The organism is Nocardiopsis oceani (genome assembly GCF_054777395.1).
On record NZ_BAAHAR010000111.1, the window covers coordinates 1 to 1,938 of the forward strand.

Sequence of the window (1,938 nt, forward strand, 5' to 3'; positions counted from 1 at the left end):
AGCGCGGGTCGGGTAGCCCGGGGCATCGCAGCCCCGGGCCCCCACAGATCGGAGCGTGACAGTCTCCCGTCACTCCGCTCTTACCATCCAGCCGTGTTGAAGCGGTGAGTCCATGCCCAGTGCGCGAATAGTCCGGGTTCCCTTTGGGTGACCCCTTTCCACCACGCGTGCAGGCGCTTGAATCCACGCAACCGCTTGTATTTCTTTCGGGCCCAGCGCATCAGGTAGGTGTTGATACGCCTGAGGAGGGGATCCATCTCGGTCCGGTAGAACCTTCCCCAGTAGGTCATCCAGCCTCGCACGATCGGGTTGATCTTTTCCGCGAGACTCTCCAGAGTTTCATTCGGCCGCCGGTGCATTTCCCATCTGCGCACCTGTCGACCCTTCTCAACCAGCTTGTCCCTGCTCATCGCAGGCAGAAACGAGGTAAACTTGACCTTCGTTCTTTTGTTCTGCGCCTCACGGGGACGGAACGTGTACCCCAAGAAAGTGAACGAGACCTGGGAATATACGTCTCGCCTATTACTGTCCTTGCAGTACACGACCCGGGTTTTGTCTGGATGCAGACGCAACCCGACCTCCTGCATTCGCTGATCGATTGCCTCCCACAGCATGTGAGCCTGCTGCTGGTCCTCACAGTGCACCACCGCGTCATCCACGTACCTTTCGAACTGGACATCAGGAAACTCCCGCACCATCCAGGTATCGAATGCGTAGTGGAGGAAGAGGTTGGCCAGCACGGGCGAGACCGCCGAACCTTGCGGTGTTCCTTTCTCTCGTTTGCTCAAGGCTCCGTCAGTGTGTTGCATCGGCGCAACCAGCCAGCGTTTCACATACAGGAGCACCCATGGTTGGTCGGTATTGGCCTTGACCGCTTTCATCATCAGGGAGTGGTCCACGCTGTCAAAGAACTTCTGGATGTCCAGATCAAGGAGCCAGTCGTACTCCCAACAGCGCTGGCGGCACATCTTCACCGCGTCCAGCGCGGATCGCCGAGGGCGGTAGCCGTAGGAGTCGGGATGGAATCGAGGTTCGACTCTCTTCTCCAGCTCCATGGCCACCACCGTTTGCGCGATCCTGTCCGCTACGGTGGGCACGCCGAGGACTCGCACTCCGCCCAGCGGTTTCGGGATTTCTACCGCCAACACCGGAGGCGGGAAGTAGCTCCCCGAGGACATGCGGTTCCAGATTCTGTAGAGATTGTTCTCCAGATCTGTCTCGAAATCCTCGATCGAGCATCCGTCCACGCCTGGAGCTCCGTGGTTGGCTTTGACTCTCTGGTATGCCTCCCATACATGCCATTTCGAAATATTGAAGGGCTTTTCCTTCGACTTCGGCTCGCCCACTCGATCCCTCCCAGAGGTTCTGGTTGCCCGAACGAACTTCGCCAGGACAGTCCGGCTCCTTCGCTCCACCCCCATTACAGGAGCTTCGTCACTACTATGAGCCGGTCCGAATGCCGACCCTGCGTCGGTACTCAACGCCTTACGGTTTCTTCTCCGCTTGACGCGCTCCCTTTCGCCGCCTTGTCGGCAGCAGCATCAGGGTCAGCCTTCCCACGTTCCGCGTGAAAGCCGCAGATCGGACTCGCGTCGCCTCCATGCCGGGCACCGCCTGGCCAGTAATCGGGTGTCCGCCAGACTTATCCTGGGATCTGTTGCGTACCCCAGTTTTGATGCCGTCTAGGGTGATTTCGACACCTCAGCAGCGATTCGCTTGCGCTCGCCTTTCCGATCCCTACCTGACGCATCTTGTGCGCCTTTTCCCACTCGCTCACGACAACGGTCTTCAGCCAATGCCGCAGTGGGTGGTTTGGTACCCCTCCCCGAAGAGCGGCACCGAAGGGCCATATCCTTCATCTTTCACGCAGTTAGCACATCGATTAAGGTTTCCTACCTCCTTCTCAACCTTTCTTTGTGCGCGTGGCACACACAACAT

1 protein-coding gene is annotated in these 1,938 nt (G+C 58.7%); it reads right to left on the minus strand.

The features are described 5' to 3' along the window. Window positions 1–80: 80 nt before the first annotated feature. A complete protein-coding gene (gene ltrA, locus ACYVDG_RS32590) occupies window positions 81–1,346 on the minus strand; it encodes a group II intron reverse transcriptase/maturase (RefSeq protein ID WP_460764114.1) in 1,266 nt (421 codons plus the stop codon). Window positions 1,347–1,938: the final 592 nt, after the last annotated feature.